Consider the following 24,643-nt stretch of genomic DNA (forward strand, 5'->3'; position numbering starts at 1 on the left):
ACAAATGTTTGAGGAGGTGGTTGCGCGTAGCATGCTTATACAATTCTAGCTGAAGAATTTTTGATATTTTTAAACTTTAATAACAGGAGGCAGTGGATGGCGGAACGAAATCCGTTTGAAATTGCTCAGGCTCAACTTGATCGTGCAGCAAAGTTGCTAAACCTTGAGCCTGGGGTACACGCAATGCTGCGGGAGCCCATGCGTGAATTGCATGTGAGCCTCCCTGTTAAAATGGATGACGGAACCACTAAGGTTTTTAAAGGCTTCCGGGTTCAGTACAACGACGCCCGTGGTCCAAACAAGGGCGGTATTCGATTTCATCCTGATGAAACCATAGATACCGTCCGTGCATTGGCGGCATGGATGACTTGGAAGTGTGCAATTGTAGATATTCCCCTTGGCGGCGGCAAGGGCGGCGTTGTTTGCAATCCCAAAGAAATGTCTCAGCGTGAGCTCGAACAGCTTAGCAGAGCGTATATCGATGCTGTCGGCAGAATTCTTGGCCCCGAGAAGGATATTCCAGCGCCAGATGTCTATACAAATCCGCAGACTATGGCATGGATGATGGATGAGTTTAGCAAGTTGAGGGGCTACTATTGTCCTGGCGTCATAACTGGCAAGCCACTGGAACTTGGTGGCTCAGAGGGAAGGGGCGATGCCACAGCACGCGGCGGAATGTATACGCTTCGTGAAGCTGCGAAATTCCTAGGCATTGATCTTTCAAAAGCAACCGTTGCAATCCAAGGGTTTGGGAACGCAGGCTCCTTCGCGGCAATCCTTGCCGAGGAGATGTTCGGTTCAAAGATTGTCGCCGTAAGCGATTCCCGTGGGGGCATCTATAAGCCCGATGGCCTTAGTGCGCGGGCAGTGCTCGACCATAAAAATAAGACTGGTTCCGTAGTCGGATTCCCTGGCACCCAGCCGGTTTCAAACGAAGGTCTCTTAGAGTTAGACGTTGATGTCCTTCTTCCAAGTGCTTTGGAAAACGTGATTACCGGCGAGAATGCCGAGCGAATTAAGGCAAAGATTATCGGTGAGTTGGCGAATGGTCCTACAACCCCAGAAGCAGACGATATACTATATAAAAATGGCCGTTTTGTTATCCCCGATTTTCTTTGCAATGCCGGCGGTGTAACTGTATCTTACTTCGAATGGGTGCAGAATATTACAGGCGACTATTGGGAAGAGGAGTACATCCACGAGCGGCTAGATAAAAAGATGACGAAGGCGTTCCACGATACGCTGACTGTATCGCTGGAGCGTAAGGTGGATATGCGCACGGCGGCCTACATGGTTGCAATCCAGCGAGTTGCAGAAGCAATGAAACTAAGAGGTTGGGTATAGTCTCCCAACTGGCAGAAAGTCTCCAAGGGCCCTGGGGAATGCCACAGGGCCCTTATTTTTGCTACCTAATGGTTTTGCTTCATTGGTGCAGGACAAACCCCGGCTACCATAGAACATCTTCTCAAATGAAGCGAGTAATTATTGATACAGATGCTGGGGTCGACGACGCCTTAGCCCTCATACTTGCACTTAAATCCCCCGAGCTTTGCGTTGAGGCAATAACAACGGTGAGCGGCAATGTCCATGTTGATCTTTGTACTGAGAACGTCTTGCGCGTGCTGGATGTTCTAGAGCTAGATGAGCCTCCTCCTGTCTCAAAGGGAGAGGCCGAGCCATTGGTAAAGCGCCTGGTAACCGCGCCAGAAGTCCACGGAGTAGATGGGCTTGGCGGTCTTCATTCGTTAATAGCCAAAACTGGTGAATATAAGTATCCAAAGCCCTCTAGAACGGCAATTTCAACTCCAGCTGTACAATTGCTTCCTGAGCTTGCAGAAAAGTATGCGGGCGAATTAACACTAATTACTTTAGGCCCGCTGACAAATGTTGCAAAAGCAATCCTCGACAAGCCAGTGGCGATGGCTTCGTTAAAGGAAATCATTATTATGGGCGGTGCTTTTCGCGTTTATGGAAATACTACGACGGTTGCCGAGTTCAATATTTTTGTTGATCCTCACGCGGCTGAAGTTGTGCTTGATGTAGGTGTTCCAATTACCTTTGTGCCGCTCGACGTTACGGAGCAAGTTTGCCTTGAAATGGGCCACGTTACTCGTGAAATAAAGCCGCTTGGCACTAGGTTGTCTGAATTTCTTTCGGATTTGACAAGGGAATATATCCAATATCACATGAAGACCGAGGGTTTCCCTGGTTGCTATCTTCACGATCCGCTTGCTGTTGGAGTGGCAATTGACCCGACAATTGTTGGGATGAGAGAGGGTTTTGTCCAGATTGAGACGGCAGGAAATATCACTACGGGCATGACTGTTTGCGATCTTCGTCCCCAACCTTTGGTTGAGAATCCGCCTAATGCACGAATATGCACTGAAGTAGACGCTCACCGATTCATGCGCCTATTTTTGGAGAGAATAAAAGGCTAAAGCTCACTTACAATCCTTCTTCGCTTTAATCTCGGCTTGGCCAGTGGGACAGAGATGCAAAATGGGACAAATGCTATGTTTTGGCGACCGGGCTGTGCAGATTGTACGCCCTAAAGCTACGATTGCATCGCTGAATGCAACCCAATCCTCTTCGGGGACTATTTCCCGTAGCGCCATTTCAACCTTGTCCGCTTCCTTTTTCTCGGCTAGTATGGGGTCCACCAGCCCCAATCGTGCTGAGACACGCAGGACATGGGTGTCTACTATTATTGCCGGCTTACCGTAAGCACGCGCTAGAATGACGTTTGCCGTCTTGCGCCCTACACCAGGAAGCTTTGTCAGTTCCTCAATGGTGTCGGGTACTTTTCCGCCATAGCGGCTAACGATTTCCTTGGAGGCTTCTATTATTGATTTGGCTTTTTGGCGAAAAAATCCAGTCTCGTGGATGTCTGCTTCAAGCTCTTTTGGATCGGCGTTTGCAAAGTCTTCGGGCGACCTGTACTTTTTAAATAACCTTGCAGTCACCTCGTTGACCTTCACGTCGGTACTCTGGGCGGCAAGGATTGTGGCGACCAGCAGCTCGAAGGGTGTCGTGAAGTTAAGCATTACTTCAGGCTTTGGGTGGGTGCGTTTTAGGATTTCTAGAATTTCCTGTACTCGCCTTCTTTTGTCTTCCATTAGGGAAAGCCTCCTTCAGGTGTTAACCGTAAACTTTCTGAGAAATTATACTAACCAACTTTGATTTAACGTTCATTTTGAAGATTTGCGCTTGTATAGAACAATTGCCGAATCTGGCTGGTTTTTCAGAAAGATTTGCAAGCCCCTTTCAGTAAGGTCGCATCCTCTTTCAATTGATGATTGCTTTGTATCCAGGTTTGTAATGATATATTCAGAGTTTGGATCAAGTCCATGAAGCTTGAATCTTGCGGATTCATAAGGGCTAGCTGGACGACGAAATGCTTGAACCATACCTTCGCCAAGGTCGGGGCGGTCGAATTGCCAAGCTATCCATACATCGGTATTTAAGCTGTAGGATGTTAGCGGATAGTAATCTCCGAGCATATACGGTGCAACTTTTCGCCATTGCTCGACAAGCTTTCTGACAATTTTGTAGTCAGAATCCTTTACTCGCATATCCCAACATCCTGTTATATGAGGGCATATGGCACTTCTGAAGCTGTAAGCGTCAAACTGGTTTACACCTGTTCCGTAGAAAGGAATCCAGAACGAAATTCCATACGTGTGGCATTGCTGACCAATTGGCTCCAAAATATAGTCACTTCGGAGGAGGGGCACGGACCGCCGTAGGGTCTCTAGGTCGTTCCTTCGTCCGCCAGATGCGCAAGTGTCAATTAGCATGTTTGGATGCCGCCGCCGCAGCTCGTCCCAAAATGCAAGAAATCCCTCTACATATTTAATTTCAGTTATGCCTTGTCTATCTTCGGAATCATTTCCTCGCCAATAGGGCAGTGGGTCAATATTAAAGTCGTTTCGATACAAATCAATTCCTTGCTCGACAATAAGCTTATCCACATGTTCCGTGAGCCATCTTAAAGCCTCAGGGTTGCCAAGATTTAGGAGCTTCTGATTACCATCGGGACCTAGAAGCCACTCAAGATGCTTCTCATAAAGCCATGTTCCAGGTGTTACGCGCTCAGGTTCAAACCAAACTATTGTTTTAACACCCTTAGCATGAGCATGATCGCTAATTGGCCGGAGCCCTCCTGGAAATCGCTTAGTATCCACTTCCCAAGTGCCAGTGTTAGGCCAGTCGGTTTCGTTTACGTACCACCCGGCGTCCATCCACCAATAATCAATTTGAATGCCTTCCTCTATGTAGCGGTCGATGAAAAACTTCTGGCTTTCGCTGTCTGCATGCACCATTTCACCGTATTGGTGGGAACTGCATCCAGCCATCTGAGGCTGAACCTGTTTGCCATAAGGTTTGGGAAGGTTGTGTTCGAGCATCCACCGACGCCAAATGTTGTGAGCGCGAAGGCGGTCACCTTGCCAAAATTGGAGTACAATTAAAGGCGTGCGAACCTCCTCGCCAGGATGGAGCTTGAAGTGCGTTAGCTCCTGGCCCGCCTTTGCTCGAAGACAATTTTCGCTTTCGCGTATGAAATCCGCCGCCCATTGTCCAGGCCAGCCTATTGCCATTATTACTCCATCGGAGCCTGATTGAATGTTGAAGTAAGGCAGATCGCTATTAGATGAGCGTCCACCTGAGGTAGCGATGTGCTTATGCGCACCAGCTGGGAGTATATCAGCAAGCGGCTGATAATCGTTGGGAAGGCATGGGCTTCCAACGTGATGATGGAGGACAAATTCCTCACTGTCACTTCTGATAAATGGACAATCTAATGCTTTCACGTCTGCAATAATGGGCGTGTCGGCTGAGCCGGTATTTTTAAAGTAGATTGTCCATTCAACAATAGGAAAATGCTTATATTCTACTGCCGCAACCCGAACGACCAGACCAGTTTTTTCATCTCTATAGACGGTCGTATGCTCAACCTTGTGATTGTCGAGATTCTTGGACTTTCGCTCAACGGCCCACGTATTGAGGAATTCCGAGGAAGGCTTGCCATCATAGGTAAAGGAGAACGAAGGCTCTGAGTTAAACATTTGAGCCTGGTCATTTCCTACAATTGGTAAATCACCTAACCATACTTCGGACCCATCCTCCAGGGTGGCTTTTGCATCGGCCCAGTCTGCTTGGTCGCAAGCTATTCCATCGCCGGCGTCGCTAACCTCCAGCGTGAACTCAGTTGAGCCATTTAAGGGTACATTGACAGCGATAGAATTATGGCCCTCCCGCATGACACCAGAATTGAATAGTTCTTTCTCGTTTGCTTTAACGGAGAATATTATGCTTCCACGGCCGCCGCTGGTTTGCTCGTTACTATCAACTCCGACAAATGCTGTGAAGTTTGCTCCTGGACCAGGAAGGCGGACAACAACCTTGCTAATAGCATGACAATAAAGGCCTCGGCTGTACTGGGTTCCAGCAATGTTCAAAGGGCGGCCCGCTCTGGCATTTCTCTGCACTGGATCATGGTTTGCAAGAACAAGCAAACCAGGCCCACTGTTTGCTTTTTCTACAATGCCTTGGAACTTCGCTGTCGCCCAGCGATGTGCGGTTGCAATCTCGCTAGGCGTAATATGCGCCCCGCTTGCCGACTGTAAGGCTGCCAATATCGCCACCCCCATTAATATCCCAATCATTTCATTCCCCTTATTTGCATTATAGATTGCATTTGTCAGGAAGGCAACGTAGGTAGCGGCAGTTAGATATATCTAGGCATTTTACTAATTTTTTTTTGTTAAATGATGTCTCATGAATCCTTCTTCCTGGTCTTGCATGTACTGTTGGCAAGTGGTATAATTCACGCGTCTGCCCGTCCGTAAGTAGCGGATGGGCGCATTCGTGAGGAGGCGAAGTTATGAGGCTAAGCAAGGCAGAAGTTGAACATGTTGCCTGGCTTGCGCGGCTTGAGCTTTCCGATGAGGAAAAACAGCGGCTCACAGGGCATCTTAACGAGATTATGGTCCACTTCGAAAAGCTCCAACAATTGGATACCAATGAGGTGGCTCCCACGTCGCACTCAATACCTGTGCAGAATGTATATCGTGAGGACGTTGTTGGACAGTGTTTGTCTGCGGACCAGGCTCTTTCAAATGCTCCTGAGGCTCGCGATGATTATTTCGTCGTCCCACAAGTTGTAGAGACGTAAGTGTAGCCAAAGTTTCTATGCAAAATAAAGACAGCTTGAGGCATAGAGCTAGCGGTACTACACAGGAGGAAAGCGATTTGCACCTACATACTCTAACAGCACATGAGTTGCACGAAATGCTTAAAGCCCGAAAGGTAAGCTCAGTTGAGCTCGCTCGGGCAGTATTGGAACGCATCTCGGCGGTTGAAGATAAAGTTAAGGCATATGTAACAATTGTTGGCGAATCGGCGCTCGAGGCGGCGAATGCTGTTGACGAGAAAATCGCTCGCGGCGAAGAGATTAGCCCACTTGCTGGCATCCCTACTGCTATCAAAGATAACATGTGTACCGCAGGGGTCCTCACAACATGTTCCTCTAAAATCCTCTACAACTACATTCCGCCATACAGCGCTACCGTTGTTAAGCGCCTGATTGACAGCGGTGCAGTTGTAATCGGTAAAACGAACCTCGATGAGTTTGCAATGGGTTCTTCGACGGAGAATTCCGCTTTTTTTGCAACAAGGAACCCATGGAATCTTTCCAAAGTTCCTGGCGGATCAAGTGGAGGGTCGGCAGCGGCAGTCTCAGCCGATGAAGCGATTCTAGCTCTTGGCTCTGATACGGGCGGTTCTATACGGCAGCCGGCTTCTTTCTGTGGCATTGTTGGAATGAAGCCAACTTATGGCAGGGTTTCTCGCTATGGTTTAGTAGCTTTCGCTTCGTCTCTTGATCAAATTGGCCCTATGACAAAGGATGTCACCGATACTGCAATTCTACTCAATGCTATCTGCGGTAAAGATCCGCTTGACTCAACGTCGGTTGATTTGCCTGTACCCGATTTTACAAAGGCACTGAGAAACGACGTTAAGGGACTCAAAATTGGCGTCCCTAAGGAATTTTTTGCGCAGGGGGTTCGCTCCGAGATTGCAGATGCGGTGATGAAAGGCGTAGAGTTATTGTGCAGCCTAGGCGCCGATTTTCGTGAACTATCCATGCCAATAATGGAGTATACTCTCCCAACCTACTACATCCTTGCGCCTGCGGAGGCGAGCTCGAACCTTGCCCGTTATGACGGCGTCCGGTATGGCTATCGAAGCGAGCACTCGCCTGATGTGCTCACTATGTTTGCAAAGACAAGGCAAGAGGGTTTCGGTGCCGAAGTTAAGCAAAGGATAATGATTGGTACCTATGTCTTAAGCGCCGGCTATTATGATGCATACTACCTGAAAGCGCAGAAAGTTCGCACTCTTGTGCGCCAAGCATATGACGAGGCGTTCAAAGAATTCGATGTGTTAATCAGCCCAACTTCGCCGACAGTTGCATTTGGAATTGGTGAAAAGGTTGATGACCCACTTGAAATGAAGTTGGCGGATGTTTGCACAATACCCATAAATTTGGCAGGAATTCCAGCAATCTCAGTGCCGTGTGGCTTTAGTGAGGGTTTGCCTATCGGAATGCAGATTATGGGCAGACCATTTGATGAAGAAACCATTCTGCGCGTAGCGTATACTTTTGAGCAGAATACTGAGTACCATACAAAGAAGCCACTCCTTTAGAAATAGGAGTAAGAAGTCATCATGACAATAGAGTACGAACCTGTAATCGGCTTGGAAGTTCATGCCGAACTGCTAACCGAAAGCAAGATGTTTTGCAACTGTCCGAATGCCTTTGCCGGAGAGCCGAATTCGCGGACCTGCCCCGTGTGCCTGGGGCTCCCTGGATCGCTTCCCGTTGCGAACAAGAAGGCGGTGGAATTCGTCATTCGAACAGCCCTTGCGCTTAATTGCGAAGTATCCAATTACAGCATTTTCCATCGGAAAAATTACTTCTACCCTGACTTAGTGAAGAATTACCAGATATCTCAATATGATTATCCAATTGGGCGAAGGGGACACATCGACATAACAGTCAACGGCGTTACAAAGCGCATTCGCATTCGGCGTGTTCACCTCGAAGAGGATACTGGCAAGCTGATTCACGCGGGCGGAAATGAAAGCTTCGTAGACTACAACCGAAGCGGTGTTCCCCTCATGGAAATTGTTAGCGAGGCTGACATACATTCTGCTGAAGAGGCACGGGAGTATCTGGTTCGTCTTCGTGCGATACTGACCTATCTTGGCGTAAGCGATGCCAAGATGGAAGAGGGCCATATGCGGTGTGAGCCAAACATATCTGTCCGTCCCAAAGGTACTGAGATGCTTGGCACGCGCACCGAGCTCAAAAATTTAAACTCGTTCCGTGCAGTTTATCGTGGTGTGGATTACGAAATAAAACGCCAGATTGAGGTACTAAAAGAAGGCGGTAAGATAGTTCACGAAACCCGGCGCTGGGATGACGAACAAGGCATTACAACTGTAATGCGAGGCAAGGAATACGAACAAGAATACCGATACTTCCCAGAGCCTGACCTTGTGCCAATGTACTTTTCCCCAGAGTTCATTGAGGAGCAAAGGAGGGCTCTGCCGGAGCTTCCTGACCAAAAGAAATCTCGGTTTATGGAAGAATTCGGCCTTCCAGCTTATGATGCTGAAATCCTCACCGATACGCGCGAAATGGCAGAGTATTTCGAGGAGACTGTGAAGATGTTTCCCGAACCCAAAACTGTCAGCAATTGGATTATGGGCGACTTCACTCGCATGTTAAACGCCGCTGGGATTGAGATACAAGAGTCCAAAGTCAAGCCTTCAGACCTTGCCACTTTGCTTAAAATGATCTCCGATGGTACTATTAGCGGCAAAATTGCAAAAACAGTCTTTGAGGAAATGTTTGCGACCGGTAAGTCGCCGAAAGAAATCGTGCAAGCTAGGGGAATGACCCAGATTACTGGCGAGGAAGAGCTCATTCCCGTGATTGACCGCGTGCTCGACGAAAATCCTGATGTTGTTGCGAAAATAAAAGGCGGCGATCAAAAGCCAATGGGCTTCCTCGTGGGTCAGGTAATGAAGTATACCCAAGGCCGCGCAAACCCGCAGCTTGTCAACAAGCTCCTTGCTCAGCGCTTATCAGAAAGATAAAGCAGCTTTGAGCTGCGAAGTTTTTATTTTGGCTTATCCCTTGCTGGCGAATGACTTTGGGCTTTTTGAAATATGAAAACTCCACTATCAATACTTGAATGTGATGTACTTGTCGCCGGTGGAGGCCCAGGAGGATTGGCTGCTGCAATTGCTTCCGCCCGAAACGGCGCAGATACCCTTCTGATTGAGAGATATGGCTTTCTCGGTGGCATGGCAACTGCAGGCCTAGTAAATCCATATATGACGTACTGGGCAGGAGAAGAGCAAATTATCCATGGCATCCACCAGGAAATCATTGACCGCCTTACCGCCCTAGGCGCATACGGCAAGGGTAGCCGGACAGCGTTCGACCCAGAAGCATACAAGTTTGTTGCTGACCGCATGTGTGAAGAAGCTGGCGTGCGTGTGCTCCTCCATACTTTCCTAAGCGATGCAGAGGTTGATTCCTCATATATTACCTTTGTTGAGACTTGCGGCAAGTCAGGCAAACTCCTGGCAAAAGCGAAAATTTACGTTGATGGCACAGGGGATGCCGACCTCGCTTTTCTTGCAGGTGCCAGGTGCGAAAAAGGGAGGCCGGAGGATGGGCTAACACAGCCAATGACGCTCAACTTTAGGGTTGTAAATGTGGACCAGTCGCGGATGCCTTCTAGAGGTGATGAATTCAATCGTTTATATGAAAAAGCGAAGGCGGAGGGAAGGCTGACGTGCCCTCGCGAGAATGTTCTCTTTTTCTATACAACCAGAGAAGGAGAAATCCATTTTAACCAAACTCGCATTACCCATGTCGACGGCACTTCTTCCGAGGATTTAACTCGCGCTGAAATCGAGGGTAGGCGTCAAGCATGGGAATTCCTTGAATTCTTGAGAAAAGATGTTCCTGGTTTTGAGAAGGCGGAGATTCTCATTAGTGGTCCTCAAGTCGGCGTTCGAGAAACTCGACGCGTTATAGGCGAGTATATACTCACCGCAGAAGATGTGCTTGGGGCAAAGAAGTTTGATGATTGCATTGCACGCGGCTCGTATTCAATAGATATTCACAATCCAACTGGTGCAGGCACCGTCATAAAGCACCTCCCACGAGGAGAGTCGTATGACATTCCTTATCGTTGTATTGTTCCGCTTGGCATCGAAAATCTCCTAATCGCAGGAAGGCCAATCTCAGCGACCCATGAAGCCCATTCCTCGCTCAGAATCATGCCAATCTGCATTGCCATTGGTCAGGCGGCAGGTACTGCAGCAGCACTATGCGCTACAAGCAGCGTCTCGCCTCGCAATCTTGATGTTTCCATTCTTCAATCCAGGCTTCGCGAACAAGGCGCAAACCTCGGGTAAAATGAACTCTGAATTGTAAGCATTTTATACGCGGCAGTTATACGGCTGGTGGTTATAAGCTGGCTCACTTCGTTGACAGCTGTGTTGGTAGGTTAGTATAATGAGGCGGCATTGGGAGGCGGCGAATGTTCGAACTTTGCGTGGAATCTCAGTTCGATTCTGCCCATAATCTTCGTAAATATCAGGGGCCGTGCGAGAACCTGCATGGCCATACATACAAAGTGCAGGTTTGTGTTCGCGGCAAAAAACTAAACGAGATGGGAATACTCCTCGACTTTCGTCGCATTAAAACGGCACTAGCTGAGGTCGTTTCTTACCTTGACCACCGCTATCTGAACGAACTGCCCGAATTTCAAAACCAGAATCCTACCGCCGAGTTAATTGCAAAAGTGGTATTTGAAAAGATGCGACTGCTCCTCGGCGAAAGTGTCTACAAAGTCACTATTTGGGAATCGCCAACGTCCAGCGCATGCTATTGGGAAGAAGCTTAGCCCTCGTTTTCTAATTACTACTCCATTGGCAAATAAGTGAATCAAAATCTGGAATTCAAGTTTCCTTTTTGGGCATGAGGCGACGGTTTTGGCAAAAGTAGCGGCATTTTATTTACTGCATGAAGAAGCACGTATAGGCAGAATGTCAAATGAGTAAACTAGCGTCAGAAGGTTGGCTTTTTGAGGTATTCTCTGGAATCCAAGGGGAAGGTCTCTTAGTTGGCTCTCGTCAGGTTTTCGTGAGATTTTCTGTCTGCAATCTTAATTGTAGGTACTGCGACACCCAAGATGCACGCATAATGCAAGGGACATTCCGCGCAGAAGTTGAACCCGGCTCTAGAAAATTCGAGGTTCTGAGCAATCCCGTAGGAACCCACGATGCTCTGCGGTTTGTCAATCGGCTCGACGTTCCTCGTGGTTTGCATCACTCAGTTGCTTTAACCGGCGGGGAGCCGCTTGCCCAGCCTGAATTTTGCTCCAGCCTTGCCTCAGAGTTGCACTCTGCCGGTTTTCCAATCATGCTGGAGACTAATGGTTCACTCCCCAATGCTCTTCCAGATATCTTGCCGTTCCTAGATGAAATTGCCATGGACATAAAGCTTCCGAGCTCGACAGGCGGGCCAAACCTTATGCAAGAGCACGCTCAATTTTTACAATGTGCGTCTGCAAAGCCAATTCACGTGAAGATTGTCGTCGCTGATAGTACTAAGACCGAAGAAATCGAGGAGGCGGCGAGAATGGTAGCAGATGTTCGCCATGAGATTCCGGTTGTCCTTCAGCCAGTAACAGCAACTGGCGGGATAATGCCGCCGTCGCCCAGACAAATGCTCGAATGGCAATTGCTTTGCAAGCGCTATCTGCGCGACGTCCGCGTTATCCCTCAAACGCATAAGTTAATTGGGCAGTTGTGACCTTCGTCGAAGTTGTCCGCATGCAGCTGATATAGCATGACCCCTCTCAACTCGTTGGGTTACTGTAATACCTGATTCTTCAAGGACCGAACGGAAGGCACGAACGCGAGCTTGAGAAGGGCGGTCGAGCTCCAGACCTTCAACTGCGTTGTAGGGAATAAGGTTAACATTACACAGGATACCTTTGAGGAGATTTGCAAGTTTTCGCGCATGGGAAATGCTGTCATTAATGTTTCGTATTAGCAGGTACTCAAAGGTTATACGTCTGCCAGTGGTTTCAGCATATTCCTTGCATGCTTCGATTAAATCTTGGAGCGGATACCGAGCAGCAAAGGGGATTATCTGACGGCGTAGCATATCATCTGGCGCATGGAGCGAAACTGCAAGCGTTAGTTGTAGTTTCTCTTCTGCCAGTCTCCTTATCTGGGGAGTTATACCGATTGTGGAGATAGTGATGTGCCTCATTGAGATTCCAACTTCCTTATTTAGGATTTGGATGCTTTTTAGCACATTTTCGTGGTTAAGTAGGGGTTCCCCCATTCCCATATAGACTACGTGGCTGACTCGACGTGGCGTTTCTTTTTGGCATGTAAGCACTTCATCCACAATTTCGCCTGCTGTTAGATTACGTGCGAAGCCTGATATTCCTGTTGCGCAGAAGATGCATCTTACGACGCATCCCACTTGGGTGGAGACACAAACCGAGACTCGGTCTTCATAGGGAATAAGGACGCTTTCTATTGTTTGGCCATCTTCCAGCTCCAAAAGGAGCTTAGTAGTTCCGTCGCGAGATACACTTCTGTTAACAATCCGAGCGCGATAGAGAACGGCGGCTTCTTTCAGTCGTTCTCGCAAGGATAATGGAAGGTCGGTCATTTCATCAAGGCTAGTGGCATTGTGCTTGTAGAGCCATTTTGCAATCTGGCGGCCTCGGAATTTTGGCTCCCCCAATGACTCCGCTAACTCTTCGAGCTCCGACGAGGTCATTCCCAAAAGATGTGGTTTTTCTATAAGCCTGTCTCTGCTTCGCACGGTTTCCAAATACAAAACGAGTGTGGGATATTCCTTCACCCCACACCCATAATACCCAAAATCTGTTTTTCTTGTTTTAGGCGGCTTTTGCCTCAGCGGCTCCAAAGAAGAGCAAGTCTGTCTCGACGAAAATCTTGCGTTGAACTTCGTCAATTGTGGTAATCCCTGCAATCACCTTGTTTGCGCCATCTTGCCGCATTGTAATCATGCCTGAGGCAAGGGCTGCGCGTCGGATTTCATTTGCGGAAGCTTTGTTTATTGTCAACCTGCGAATTTCGTCTGTCATTATCATTGTCTCTCGTATACTAGTTCTTCCTTTGTATCCGGTGCCATCGCAACTTCTGCATCCCACCGCGCGATATATTTTTACTTTTTCGTCCGGTTTTAAACCTAGCAGTTCTTTTGTTTGTGCGTCTGCTTCGTATGGCTGTTTGCAGTCAGGGCAAAGCACCCTTACCAAACGCTGAGCAAGAACGCCTATTATCGCAGAGCTAACTAGGAAGGGTTCGACATCCATATCTATCAACCGAGTAATTGAGCTAGGTGCATCATTGGCATGCAGTGTCGAGAAGACCAAGTGACCAGTGAGCGCCGCCCGAAATGCCACGTCGGCGGTTTCTGCATCTCGAATCTCGCCGACAAATACTATGTCTGGATCCTGTCTTAGTATTGCCCTGAGTTGGTTTGCGAATGTGAGACCGATTCGATGATGTACATTTGTCTGGTTGATTCCATCAAGTTCATACTCTATTGGATCCTCAACGGTCATTATATTTGTGTGTTCCGATTTTAGTTCATTCAACGCTGCGTATAGCGTTGTCGTCTTGCCGCTACCTGTCGGTCCTGTTACCAAAATGATGCCATGAGGCTGGCTAATAAGCGACTTGAACACTTCAAGGTCACGCGGTGAAAACCCAAGCTTTTCCAGGGGGATTAAGCCTTCGCTTCTATCTAAAATTCTAAGGACGATTCGCTCGCCATATAAGGTTGGGCTTGTGGATACTCGTATGTCAATATTTCTGCCATCTAGGCGGAGAGTAATGCGTCCATCTTGCGGTAGTCGCCGCTCCGCAATGTCTAGCTCGGACATAATTTTAATTCGCGAAGAAATAGCGGGATGTAACGACTTAGGTAAGCTTCTTACTAAGTGAAGGTCACCATCAATCCGATATCGAATGTCAACAGTGTTTCTTCGAGGTTCAATGTGGATATCGCTTGCTTTCTTCCGCACAGCCTGCGTAAGGAGCATATTGACCATCCGAATTATCGGCGCCCGATGGCTTTGCCGCCTGACTTCGTCAATATCCTCATGTTCATCTTCATCAACGCTTGTTAGTTCGAGGTCACTCGTTGCTTGCTGAACAAAATCCTTAAGCTCTTCTGCTTCATACTGACCATAATTCCTATCTATTGCCTCTCGGATTCGCCATTCGGTGGCGAGCACGGGTTCTGCCCTCAGCTTGGTTTCAAACTGAATGAGGTCAATTGCTTCAACATCCAAAGGGTTAGCCATTGCCAGCGTAAGTTTGTTGTGAGATTTTTTTAGAGGTATAAGCTGGTAGGTGCGACATATTGATTCGGAAACCAGAGAGAGGACTTGTGGGTCAAATTGGAACTCTTGAAGATTAACATATCCTACGTCTAACTGCTGAGCTCTCGCCTCGGTTATCTGTTCTTCTGTGGCAAATTCGAGCGAGATAAGTACCTCTCCCAACTTTTTATGTGTTCGCTGCTGTTCCGCCAGAGCTATTTCGAGTTGTTCCGGAGTTATTATCTTCTTTCGTATGAGAATATCGCCAAGCGGTCTCTTGTACAATTCCTCCATTATTTGCACCTGCCCTTGGATAGAACTACCTATGATTTGGCAATGACCTGGTAGCTAATTACTTGTTCTTTTTAGTAAGTCTTTGGATGATTGATTTGATGTTTTCCGACGCCTCGGCTGTCTTTTCAGCATCAAATCTGATTTCAATGGTTAGAACAGCTCCTTCGCCAGCCTCTTTGGGTAGGTATTTTGCAGGTATAATGACTGCTTCTGCTTTTTCCCCAACTAAGAGAACTGCCTTATCTCCCTCAATCCGGTCTACAAAAGCCTGAATCTCACTGCTACTCATCGGCTTGTCACCACATCAATCCATTCGCCATCGGTCGAAAAGATTACATCGCCGTCCCTGTCCGTGCGAAAGACTTTTACCCCTGCTGCATTCAGTCGCCGAAGCGTACTTCTTGCGGGGTGGCCATATTCGTTTTCACTGCCAACGGATATAACTGCATAAGCCGGCTTGACCACCTCTAGGAACTCATTCGATGTGCTGTCTGCACTACCATGATGAGCAACCTTAAGTATGTCGGCTTTTAGGTTGCGATGAGCAGCTAGAAGTTGTGCCTCTGCTTGATATTGAATGTCGCCGGTTAGAAGCACGCCCACATTTTTGTATCGGATGAGAGCGACGACTGAGCTATTGTTTAATTCGGAATCTGTATCCCCGCCAAATTCAGTGCAAAACAAATCAAGATGGATATCTTTGCTTATAATTGGCATCTGGTCTTTGCCAACTAGCCTGTAATCAATTCGGCGTTCTTCGATCTTTCTGAGTACCATTTCGTAGATTGGGCTTCCATGTTCACAACCAGGGTCAACAACACACGATATGCCAAAATTGTCGAGCACTGCTGGCAGTCCACCAATATGGTCTGCATGCGGATGGCTTATGATAAGCAAATCAATCCGCCTGATACCTTGTTGACTTAGGTATCGGATTACTTTATCGGCGGCATTTTGGTCTCCTCCGTCTATTAAAAGATTTCTTCCATCTGGCGTTCGAATCAGGGTGCAATCTCCCTGGCCCACGTCAATAAAATGGACGGTCAGCTGTCCCTCTCGCCGAAATCGTTCTGGCGGTTGCGGAATTCGCTTGCCAAGGTTTATGCCTAAGATGGCCAAGGCTATCAGTAAAATTATAGGCAGAAGTCTCCTCATAACTCACCTTCGGGGGAAAAAGAACTTATTTGGACATAGCGAATATTCCAATCAAAATTCACTTCAGCGGCGTTTCTTTTTATTCCTGCTTTCTATAAACTTCGGATGTTTGGTCATGTGGCTCCTTGCTTCTATTAGGTTACCAATTTAAAGCAACAAGCCATGGTGTTTGACCTTTTATTTAGCGGGACGTATGATATAGATACATATGTTCCCTGGAAGAGAAGGAGTTGCCGATGCCAGTAAACCCGTCTGTTATTTCGCTTCTAATTAAGCCTGCCGGCCCAGATTGCAATCTTCGTTGCACATACTGCTTTTATCGTCAAAAATCGGATATGTTCCCTGGTGTAAAGGAGCACCGGATGAAAGCATCAACCCTTGAGCGGTTAATCGAGCAAGGCATGGAAGCTGGACGCGACCTAGCCCAGTTTTCTTGGCAAGGCGGAGAGCCAACGCTGATGGGACTCGACTTCTTCAAGCGCGTGGTTGAGCTTCAGGCAGCGAATCTTCGTGAGGGCCAAATTGTAACTAATGCTTTGCAGACGAACGCAACGCTTTTGGACAACAAGTGGGCGGAATTTCTGGCAGCTTATAATTTTCTTGTTGGAGTTAGCCTAGATGGGCCTGCAATATTCCATGACCACTACCGTCGAGACAGTAAGAAAACCGGTAGCTATGCGCGTGTGATTCAAAGCATTCGAATGTTGCTCGAAGCAGGCGCAGAGGTGAATATTCTTGTGTTGCTAAATGACCGTAATGTTCGTGAGCCCGATCGAGTCTATGACGCTTTGCTTGAAACAGGTGTAAAATACTTCCAATTCGTGCCGTGTCTTGAACCAGGGCCAGGAGGAATGCCGGCTTTCTACTCTATCACTCCGGAGCAATACGGGGAATTTCTTTGCAGGATATTTGACCGATGGCTGGACAGCCCAATGGACATCTCAGTACGCGATTTTGACGACCTTATGCTAATGCTCCAAGGCCAACCATCGAATACGTGCATTACCCAGCCGAGATGCGGGGGATATATGCTTGTTGAACATACAGGCGATGTGTTCCCTTGCGACTTCTTTGTCCTCCCAAAATGGAAACTGGGAAACTTAAATGAGACGCCGCTGTCGGAATTGAGGTTTTCACCAAAACTGAGGGAGTTTGGCGAACAGAAAACTATGCTTTCCGATGCCTGTCGTGAGTGCCCCTGGCTTAGATTTTGTTATGGTGGATGCATCAAACACCGCATCATCCTTGGCGGCTCCCCCTCCGACCCGAGCTACTTCTGTAGCTCGTACAAAATGTTTTTTGAGTACGCCACCTCAGTCCTTGAGGAAATTCAAAGAATCAGCTGAATGCAAGATAACTTGCTCCATGAGCAACTTTGGAAATTGCTTGCGAAGGCCGCCATATATCCAGTAGAATGTATTTGGGAGGCATGGCATGGCAATTTCCAGCGTTTATATTCAATTCAAACAAGACCCTGAGGCTGATAATTTACTAGGACATTTAAAAGAACTAGGCTACAAATTGGAAGGACTTCGCATTGAGAGAGTCATTCGCCTTGAGGGCAATTGTGATTTGGAGAAACTCAAACCCCTTTTTGTGAATCCTCTTTATCAAACGTACTCTTATAATTCGAGGCTTTCACCATTAGATGGGCCAATAGTTGAGATTGGCTATCAGCGAGCCGTGACAGACCCTGAGACTCCCAGCATCTTTGATGGCGCACGGGCGCTGGGGGTCGAAGGTCTCCAATGGGCACGCCTTAGCCAGAGATACCAATTTATAGGTGCAACAACCGAAGAGGCCCTGCGCATTGTAAAAGAGAACTTATATAACCCAATCGTACAAACAATCATCGAACAACCATGGGATTCGTTAAGGCCCCATGGAGAGCCAGAGCCTGTAAAGCATATTCGACTGACTGGGCTTACTGATGAAGAATTGCTCGAGCTTAGCGAAAAACATTCTTGGTATGCCCCTTTGTCGCAGTTGAAGGCTCTCCAAGGTTACGAGCAAAAAATAGGCAGACCGCTGACGGATGCCGAGATAGAAATTATAGTGCAGTCGTGGTCCGACCACTGCTACCATACAACATGGCGGAGTCTGAAGCTATTAGAGAAGCTTCAGGCGGCAACGGCGAGAATCAATCATCCGCTCGTAGTTTCTGTCTTCAAAGATAATGCGGGCGGAATGAAGTTTTACGATGGTCAGGTTATCCTCATTAAAGGTGAGACCCACAACTTCCCGTCTTCCATTGCCACTTTTGGTGGAATTGCGACCAAACATGGCGGTGTAATTCGTGACGCCATTGGTTTTGGACGAGGCGGATATCCCATCGGCGGCTCCACTATAATGGGCACAATGGACCCAAGGATTTCAGACTCCGAAGTTCCTGCTGGAGCGCTACACCCCAGGATAATTGTTACGGAGTCAATACGTGGGACAGCATACTATTGCAATCCTATGGGCATTCCAATGATGCATCCTGTATATCGTATACATCCTGGCTATCCAAAGTGCTTTGCATTGGGTCATACAGTTGGCATAATTCCTGAAGAATATGCTCTCAAACTTGATCCCATTCCTGGCGACAAAGTAGTTCTGTTCGGTGGGCGGACGGGTCGCGATGGCATTCATGGGGCAACAGCAAGCTCGGCAGAAATGACTGGCGAAACGATACATAAGGATGCGGCCGCAGTTCAAATAGGCCACCCAATCACCGAACGGAAATTCATGACTGCCGTACCGATTCTCCGCGATGCAGGATGTATTCGCTCGATAACGGATCTTGGGGCGGGCGGCATCTCCTGCGCTGTTGGGGAGATGGGCTCGAAGACCGGCGTTCGCATTGACCTTGCGAAAGTTCCACTCAAAGACGAAAGCCTTGCGCCGTGGGAAATCCTGCTCTCTGAGTCCCAGGAGCGAATGCTAGCCGCCATCCCCGCCGAGAAGCTAGACGAAGCTCTGAAAATTCTTCAAAGGTACGACGTGGAATATGCCGTAATCGGCGAATTTACAGATACTCACAGGCTTACTGCATATCATGGTGAGACGCTGGTTGCCGACATTGATATGTCTTTCTTGTGGCGTGAATGTCCGATTGATGAAATCGAGATAGTCAAACCCAAAAGAAATCTAAAACCCATCCAGCGGCCCCAGCCATCCACCCCAAAAGAGTGGAAAGAAGCCGTGGAAAAAGTAATTTCTCACTATCATTGTTGCGACCAATCTGCAGCCGGCATGCAGTTTGACTCCACCGTTCAAGGACGTACTGTGCTGGGTCCATACGGTGGTTTGAACGGTAGAATGAGGAACGATGCCTGGGTTGCTGCTCCCATTCGAGGAAAGCCCTGCGGAGTCGTAACTACTGTGGCGTTCAACCCATTCTATCCCGATGTTGATCCCGCGGGGGCGGCAAGGCTTTCAGTAATAGAAGCCATTGCAAAGGCAGTGGCGGTAGGTGCAGGCTTAGATGATATCGTATTGTGTGACAATTTCTACACGCCGAAGATTCGCCCTGAAGTTGCATGGGAACTGAAGGCTATGGTCGAGACTGTCGCTGAGCTCTCGGAGATATTTGGGACGCCTTTTATATCTGGCAAAGATTCGAGTTCTGGCACTTTCAAGGCGGAGACCGGCGAACTAATTGATGTGCCTTATACTCTTGTAGTCTCAACACTATGCCGAATACCCGACGTCAGGAGCATCGTCACAAAGAATTTCAAGACGCCTGGGAATAAACTTGTTATTCTTGGCAAGCTAGACCCAGAGCGACTAGGTGGGTCGGTTTATCTTGATGCGTTTGGTGAGCGAGGAGATAAGCTTTCCGATTGGGGGAACGAATGGGCGAAGGACCTCGTCATTACCTACCGCCGCCTGCACAAGTTCTATTGGAACGACAACCCAGTAAAATCAGCCTCGGCAATTGCTGAAGGTGGAGTGCTCTTCCGCCTTTTCGAGGGTGCAATGGGTTCGGGACTCGGCGCTCGTGTAGACCTTTCCAATTTTCCTGCTGGACGGAAAGATGGAGCACTTTTTAGCGAGGCTGTTGGGGCGATTCTGCTGGAGTTGCCACCGGACGTCGAGCCTATGGATCTTTTTGGAGGTTTGCCGTGGTTCGAGATTGGCGAGGTTATTGATACCCCTGAACTTGTCATTAATGACTCCCAGGAAACGCTTCTCAAAGTTTCAATAAGTGACCTAGTAAAAATTTGGGAGAAACCTTTCACGGAGGTAGTTGGGTAATGGAAAGAAACGCTCTTAATTTTGGAATTCACACGCCAAACACCTCCGCTGTCGTGGCAGTCCTGTATGGCCCTGGCATTAATTGCCACGAAGAAACTGCATTTGCAATCGAGCAAGCGGGCCTTAATGCCAAAATCGTCAACTTTCAGGATATCCTGACAGGCGAGGAGCGCTTGACTAGATATCAGGCAATAGTGATTCCCGGCGGCTTTTCATGGGGCGACCACCTTGGTTCAGGGCGCATCTTTGGCTTGCACCTGATCGCATGTGTTGCAGACCAGCTTCGTGAACTTGTGGAAACAGGTAAGCCGATACTAGGAATTTGCAATGGTTTCCAAATACTTGTCGAAACAGGTCTTCTTCCGGCGGGCACTGTTGGCGAGCGTCAGGCAGCGCTGCTTCAAAACAAGTCTGCGCGCTTTGAAAGTCGGTGGGTAGAGCTAATAGTTACAGACGATAAAAGCATTTGGACCAAAGGGTTGCACGGACGCATTCTCCGGATGCCCGTTGCTCATGGCGAGGGCCGCCTTTATTGGGAAAACGATGACATTATCCATCCCGTGGTTTGTTATTCAAAAAACAACCAGCCAACCGAAGAGTATCCTTATTGTCCAAGCGGGTCTCCAAAAGGAATTGCTGGAATACGTGACTCGACTGGCTTAATCTTCGGCCTTATGCCTCATCCTGAACGTGCTACGCTCCCTTGGCATGGCTCTTCTGATGGCATTGAAATATTCAAGAACCTCGCGCAACATCTGAAGCATTGAACAAGCTTCACGCAAGTTTCCTTCAATTTAAGAAAGTTGGCAAAAATTGAAGGAAAATCCCCTGGGTTAGTGTGAATGTACATGGGTACGGAATTCTTATGGACATGTTCGTGATTAATTGCAAAGCTCTGGGAGGATGAACAAAATGGAGCAAACACCGGGATTGTCCGAGGGCGAGCAGATTATTGAGGAAACAATCGAGAAATATGTTGCTTATGTAAATCCGACATTGGCAAATCTAATGCGATTTGCTGGGTTTGGAGATGTTGAGGCGAGTGCAAAAGGCATTTATGTTACCGATTACTCAGGCAACCGTTATATTGACTGCTTAGGCGGATACGGCGTTTTCAGTCTTGGCCATCGCCATCCTACAGTTGTGGCGGCGGTGGAAGAGCAACTAAACTCAATGCCATTATCCTCTAAGATATTCTTCAACAAACCACTCGCGGATTTGTGTGAGCTGCTGGCAGAGATTACGCCGGGCAGACTGCAGTATAGCTTCATCTGCAATAGTGGAACAGAAGCAATTGAGGGTGCAATCAAGGCTGCACGAATTTATACAAAACGTTCGGAGTTCATATGCACCCTTGGCGGTTTTCACGGCAAGAGTTTGGGTTCGCTTAGCGCTACAGGACGCGAGATTTACCGTGAACCTTTCCAGCCACTTGTCCCAGGGTTTATCCATGTTCCATTTGGCGATATCAGCGCAGTGGCAGAAGTCATTTCAGAAAAGACAGCCGCTGTAATAGTTGAACCAATCCAGGGTGAGGGAGGAATCCACATACCGCCAGAAGATTATTTGCCTGGTTTACGTGAGCTGTGTACGCAAAATGGTGCCTTACTTATTGTTGATGAAGTGCAAACGGGTTTGGGACGAACTGGGAAGATGTTTGCTGTGGAGCACTGGGGTGTTGAACCAGACATCATGACTTTGGCAAAAGCGCTTGGCGGCGGTGTGATGCCAATTGGTGCTTTTATAGGCACTCCCGAAATCTGGGATGCGATGTTTCGTGAGAACCCTCTTATGCATACTTCAACGTTTGGCGGAAACCCTCTGGCATGCAGAGCGGCTATTGCGGCAATTCACGTTACAAGAGCTGACGACCTTCCAGGGCGTGCCGCACGACTTGGCGAACGTTTCCTTGGCAAGCTTAGAGAAGTGCAGGCAAAGCATCCTGATGCGCTTGCAGATGTTAGGGGCCTCGGCTTGATGATTGGGGCGGAATTTACTCATGAGGATATTGGTGAGCTGGTAATCGGTGGCTTGGCGAGGCGCGGCGTAATTGCAGCATATACACTTAACAACCCGAAAGTAATTCGTTTTGAGCCGCCGTTGATTATTGATGAAGATCAACTCGATGTTGTCGCGGAAATATTTGACGAATCAATAGCAGAGGCAACAGAATTGCTGAAGGGAATTATGTAAAAGCAGTCTTTGGCGGGTGGTTTGAGTGGCAAGGCAGGATGATTCTCCGCAGGGCAATGAGACAGGTGATTCGCATAGTAAACTGCCAGAGCATTTGGTAAAGCGGTCGGTTCGCTTGTCGTATATTCAGTCAATGCTCGGCGCAGTCTACAGCGCCTCTACAGGCGGAATGTTTATAATTGGATATGCTCTCAAATTGGGCGCCGATAATGTCCAGATTGGTTTGATGAGCACAGTCCCAATGCTGTGTGTTGTCGTACAATTGTTTTCGGCGCTACTGGTCGAGCGTGGGTTTAGCCGCCGTTTGTTGACAATCAGCGCTTCAATACTCAATGTTGCTGGATGGGCGCTAATAATACTAATTCCCCATATTTTAAAAAATGCTTCTTCTGACGCAAAGATTGCCGCACTCATTGCTATTATTACTCTCAACACAGCGTTTGCATATATTTCAGGAAATGCTAGGGCGAGCTGGGTGGGTGACATAATTCCTGCGCGAACAATGGGCATATTCTTTGGGCGAGTTATGATGTATGCGGGGATTGTTGGAGCGGTTCTGGCTCTAATTGAGGGAACAGTGTTGGACCACATCAAAAGCCGCGGAATAGCTGCTTTCAACTGGCTTTTCCTTTTTGGGATGGTTTTTGGACTGCTAAATGTGTTGCTTTTTGTACCTCAGCCTGACGTTAGAGTCGAAAGCAAAGGTTCGGAAACGAAATATTTCCGCTTAATCCGCGATACATTTTCGAACCGCAGTTTGATGATGGTTATGCTTTATGGCCTTGTATGGTCAATGCAGTCCTTAGCTGCGCCGTTCTACGCTACGTACATGCTGCGTGACCTTAAAATGTCTTTTTTGGGTATCGGTGTTTTAACTGGCGTATCCACAGTAACCGTTCTTCTTTCATCGTCGTTTTGGGGGAAAGTTGTGGATATGTATGGCTCACGGCCAGTGCTTATCGCGTGCACCGCTGCTATCACACCAGCGCCACTCGTGTGGATATGGTTAACTAGCGCCAAAGCAGTGTACTTTGTAATTCCAGCAATCAACATCTTAGCTGGGTTTACGGCGGCAGGGGTTTCGGTAGCTCTGAGTGCACTCCTTTACAAAGTTACTCCAAGTTCGGGTAGGGCAATGCAATTTGCTATTTATTCCGTCGTCATTCTGCTATTGGTCTCTCCGATGCCAACAATCGGTGGTCATCTCCCTGGCTGGTTGAAGTCGTTAGGGATTAATGCAGACCTAAGATGCACATTCTATACATCGGCGTTGTTTCTTCTTGGTGCGACTTTGGTTGCTAGACGTATTCACGAGCCAAATTCAGCCGGTGCGCGCGAAATGGTCCGAAATCTTCCTTCTCACCTTCGCTCCCCAAGCACTTTAGTATCCATCGAGTAAATCCGAATACCGTCTACGCTTTCTGCGTCATATAGAGGCAGGAACGAATGCTCGAGTAAAATATATGCAAAATTGGTGTAAGATATAGAAGCATAAGCAATCAAACCTTTATTGGAGGGGATTGTCGTGAGGCTTAAGGCTTTTATCTTGATTATTACTATAGTATCCATCTTATTTGTTTTACTGCCTTGTCTGGCTGTGGATTTTGAGAAAGAGGAAGAGTATTGGAAAGCTGAAGTTGAAAAAGAGAGTAAAGACCAAGCATACGCCATTGAGCAGCTTGCTCGTGTTCGAGAACGCATGGGGAAGTTCCAACTCGCTATTGACACGTGGGGTTTCCTGAAAAAGATGCATGGTGAGCAAAATGCTTTTAACGAAAGCTCTGCACCGGATGTTACTTACGCTGAATTAGCTGACTTTAAAATCCAAAGATTAAGAAGAGTCCAAAATCAAATTGCCAATCCACCAACTCCACCTTCCTCCGAAGTTAGAATGAAACTCATTGACGGCCAGAAAGCGGTTAGGCAATCGCTGACATTGGGAAAGGCTGGCTATATTCACCTCATGGTGCCCGTAGATATGGATGGAGATCTTATACCGGAACTGTTCACGGTAATCGGAGAGCGAGAGAAACAAGGAGAACCTGGGCGGATGATTATTCTAGTTCATAAGTGGAACGGTTCGAAGTATATTGAGGCTTTTAGATGGCGCGATATTTTCGACCTTGGAGTCGTCGAAGAACCTGATTTTTGCATTGCAGACTTAGAAGGTTGGGGAATGTATTCAGTAATAGTTTCATTCGAACGAGGAGCGGACAACTCAGCTGCAATCCAAAGCAATGGTAAGACGATTATGTGGGCAAATTGATTGCAGGCTTCTTAGCTCTCTTTAG

20 protein-coding genes are annotated in these 24,643 nt (G+C 47.8%); 14 read left to right on the plus strand and 6 right to left on the minus strand.

Annotated elements, in window-relative coordinates; all coding sequences use genetic code 11:
• The first annotated feature begins 96 nt into the window (after positions 1-96).
• On the plus strand, positions 97-1,344 hold the full coding sequence (locus QHH26_08855) for a Glu/Leu/Phe/Val dehydrogenase (protein MDH7482063.1): 1,248 nt from the start codon (positions 97-99) through the stop codon (positions 1,342-1,344).
• 125 nt (positions 1,345-1,469) lie between these two features.
• Positions 1,470-2,438, plus strand: coding sequence for a nucleoside hydrolase (locus QHH26_08860; GenBank protein ID MDH7482064.1), 969 nt, complete (start codon positions 1,470-1,472; stop codon positions 2,436-2,438).
• A gap of 3 nt (positions 2,439-2,441) precedes the next feature.
• On the opposite strand, the gene nth is transcribed toward QHH26_08860, so the two are convergent.
• The gene (gene nth / locus QHH26_08865) at positions 2,442-3,116 is read right to left on the minus strand and encodes an endonuclease III (protein ID MDH7482065.1); all 675 of its coding nucleotides are present in this window, start codon (positions 3,114-3,116) and stop codon (positions 2,442-2,444) included.
• Between the two features lie 72 nt (positions 3,117-3,188).
• Entirely contained in the window at positions 3,189-5,666 is a 2,478-nt protein-coding gene (locus QHH26_08870; protein MDH7482066.1) for an NPCBM/NEW2 domain-containing protein, read from the minus strand.
• Between the two features lie 218 nt (positions 5,667-5,884).
• Between QHH26_08870 and gatC the strand changes: the two genes are divergently transcribed.
• The 6 genes from gatC (at position 5,885) to QHH26_08900 (ending at position 11,905) form a co-directional block, all read left to right on the plus strand.
• Positions 5,885-6,175 carry an Asp-tRNA(Asn)/Glu-tRNA(Gln) amidotransferase subunit GatC gene (gatC, locus tag QHH26_08875; protein MDH7482067.1) on the plus strand — a complete coding sequence of 97 codons (291 nt, stop codon included), beginning with the start codon at positions 5,885-5,887 and terminating at the stop codon, positions 6,173-6,175.
• Between the two features lie 116 nt (positions 6,176-6,291).
• On the plus strand, positions 6,292-7,710 hold the full coding sequence (gatA, locus tag QHH26_08880; GenBank protein MDH7482068.1) for an Asp-tRNA(Asn)/Glu-tRNA(Gln) amidotransferase subunit GatA: 1,419 nt from the start codon (positions 6,292-6,294) through the stop codon (positions 7,708-7,710).
• A 21-nt stretch (positions 7,711-7,731) separates the two neighbouring features.
• Entirely contained in the window at positions 7,732-9,168 is a 1,437-nt protein-coding gene (gatB, locus tag QHH26_08885; protein ID MDH7482069.1) for an Asp-tRNA(Asn)/Glu-tRNA(Gln) amidotransferase subunit GatB, read from the plus strand.
• Positions 9,169-9,240: 72 nt separating this feature from the next.
• Positions 9,241-10,503: an FAD-dependent oxidoreductase gene (locus tag QHH26_08890; GenBank protein ID MDH7482070.1), complete on the plus strand. Its 1,263-nt coding sequence runs from the start codon at positions 9,241-9,243 to the stop codon at positions 10,501-10,503.
• A gap of 125 nt (positions 10,504-10,628) precedes the next feature.
• A complete protein-coding gene (queD, locus tag QHH26_08895; GenBank protein MDH7482071.1) occupies positions 10,629-10,994 on the plus strand; it encodes a 6-carboxytetrahydropterin synthase QueD in 366 nt (121 codons plus the stop codon).
• A 149-nt stretch (positions 10,995-11,143) separates the two neighbouring features.
• Positions 11,144-11,905 (plus strand): 7-carboxy-7-deazaguanine synthase QueE, encoded by a 762-nt coding sequence (locus QHH26_08900; GenBank protein ID MDH7482072.1) that lies wholly within the window; start codon positions 11,144-11,146, stop codon positions 11,903-11,905.
• On the opposite strand, the gene rlmN is transcribed toward QHH26_08900, so the two are convergent.
• The 4 genes from rlmN to QHH26_08920 are packed head-to-tail and all read right to left on the minus strand — an operon-like array spanning position 11,888 to position 15,917.
• Positions 11,888-12,976, minus strand: coding sequence for a 23S rRNA (adenine(2503)-C(2))-methyltransferase RlmN (gene rlmN, locus QHH26_08905; GenBank protein ID MDH7482073.1), 1,089 nt, complete (start codon positions 12,974-12,976; stop codon positions 11,888-11,890). The genes QHH26_08900 and rlmN overlap by 18 nt on opposite strands.
• Before the next feature lie 37 nt (positions 12,977-13,013).
• Entirely contained in the window at positions 13,014-14,762 is a 1,749-nt protein-coding gene (gene gspE / locus QHH26_08910; protein ID MDH7482074.1) for a type II secretion system ATPase GspE, read from the minus strand.
• A 58-nt stretch (positions 14,763-14,820) separates the two neighbouring features.
• Positions 14,821-15,051, minus strand: coding sequence for a DUF3006 domain-containing protein (locus QHH26_08915; protein MDH7482075.1), 231 nt, complete (start codon positions 15,049-15,051; stop codon positions 14,821-14,823).
• Positions 15,048-15,917, minus strand: coding sequence for a ComEC/Rec2 family competence protein (locus QHH26_08920; GenBank protein MDH7482076.1), 870 nt, complete (start codon positions 15,915-15,917; stop codon positions 15,048-15,050). Before QHH26_08920 ends, QHH26_08915 begins: the two co-directional genes overlap by 4 nt.
• A gap of 236 nt (positions 15,918-16,153) precedes the next feature.
• On the opposite strand from QHH26_08920, the gene QHH26_08925 reads away from it, so the two are divergent.
• The 6 genes from QHH26_08925 (at position 16,154) to QHH26_08950 (ending at position 24,618) form a co-directional block, all read left to right on the plus strand.
• Positions 16,154-17,263: an anaerobic sulfatase maturase gene (locus QHH26_08925; protein ID MDH7482077.1), complete on the plus strand. Its 1,110-nt coding sequence runs from the start codon at positions 16,154-16,156 to the stop codon at positions 17,261-17,263.
• Positions 17,264-17,351: 88 nt separating this feature from the next.
• A complete protein-coding gene (locus tag QHH26_08930; GenBank protein ID MDH7482078.1) occupies positions 17,352-20,159 on the plus strand; it encodes an AIR synthase-related protein in 2,808 nt (935 codons plus the stop codon).
• Positions 20,159-20,926, plus strand: a complete 768-nt coding sequence (gene purQ, locus QHH26_08935; protein MDH7482079.1) for a phosphoribosylformylglycinamidine synthase I — start codon at positions 20,159-20,161, stop codon at positions 20,924-20,926. Before QHH26_08930 ends, purQ begins: the two co-directional genes overlap by 1 nt.
• A gap of 145 nt (positions 20,927-21,071) precedes the next feature.
• Positions 21,072-22,352, plus strand: coding sequence for an aminotransferase class III-fold pyridoxal phosphate-dependent enzyme (locus QHH26_08940; GenBank protein ID MDH7482080.1), 1,281 nt, complete (start codon positions 21,072-21,074; stop codon positions 22,350-22,352).
• Between the two features lie 25 nt (positions 22,353-22,377).
• Positions 22,378-23,751 (plus strand): MFS transporter, encoded by a 1,374-nt coding sequence (locus QHH26_08945; protein ID MDH7482081.1) that lies wholly within the window; start codon positions 22,378-22,380, stop codon positions 23,749-23,751.
• Between the two features lie 126 nt (positions 23,752-23,877).
• On the plus strand, positions 23,878-24,618 hold the full coding sequence (locus tag QHH26_08950; protein ID MDH7482082.1) for a hypothetical protein: 741 nt from the start codon (positions 23,878-23,880) through the stop codon (positions 24,616-24,618).
• Positions 24,619-24,643: the final 25 nt, after the last annotated feature.

This window comes from Armatimonadota bacterium (assembly GCA_029907255.1).
GTDB lineage: Bacteria > Armatimonadota > UBA5829 > DTJY01 > DTJY01 > JAIMAU01.